The 240-nt window shown below is 63.3% G+C and carries 1 protein-coding gene; it reads left to right on the top strand.

The features are described from left to right. Nucleotides 1–76: 76 nt before the first annotated feature. Nucleotides 77–240, top strand: a 164-nt coding sequence (locus HCK04_RS40810) for a transposase (protein WP_142652817.1), incomplete at its 3' end; no start/stop codon positions are given.

The raw sequence follows: 240 nt of genomic DNA, 5'->3' as shown, positions 1-240 counted from the left end.
TAGGGCGCGTATCGGGTTGTGATCAATCTGTGGGATTCGCCTGTCCGTCGTGGCTTGATCCGGTAGATCGGCGTGTGTGACGCGTGCGCAGCTGACGGATGAGGAATGGGAGTTCATCAAGCCCTATCTCCCGATCGGCAGGTTCGGCCCGTACCCTGAGCGGCTGCGGCAGCAGTTCGAGGGGGTGATCTGGCGGTTCAGGACGGGTGGGCAGTGGCGGGAGATCCCGCAGGAGTTCGG

This window comes from Microbispora sp. CL1-1, from assembly GCF_012034195.1.
Taxonomy (GTDB): Bacteria; Actinomycetota; Actinomycetes; order Streptosporangiales; family Streptosporangiaceae; genus Microbispora.
This window is presented reverse-complemented; position numbering and strand designations above follow the sequence as displayed.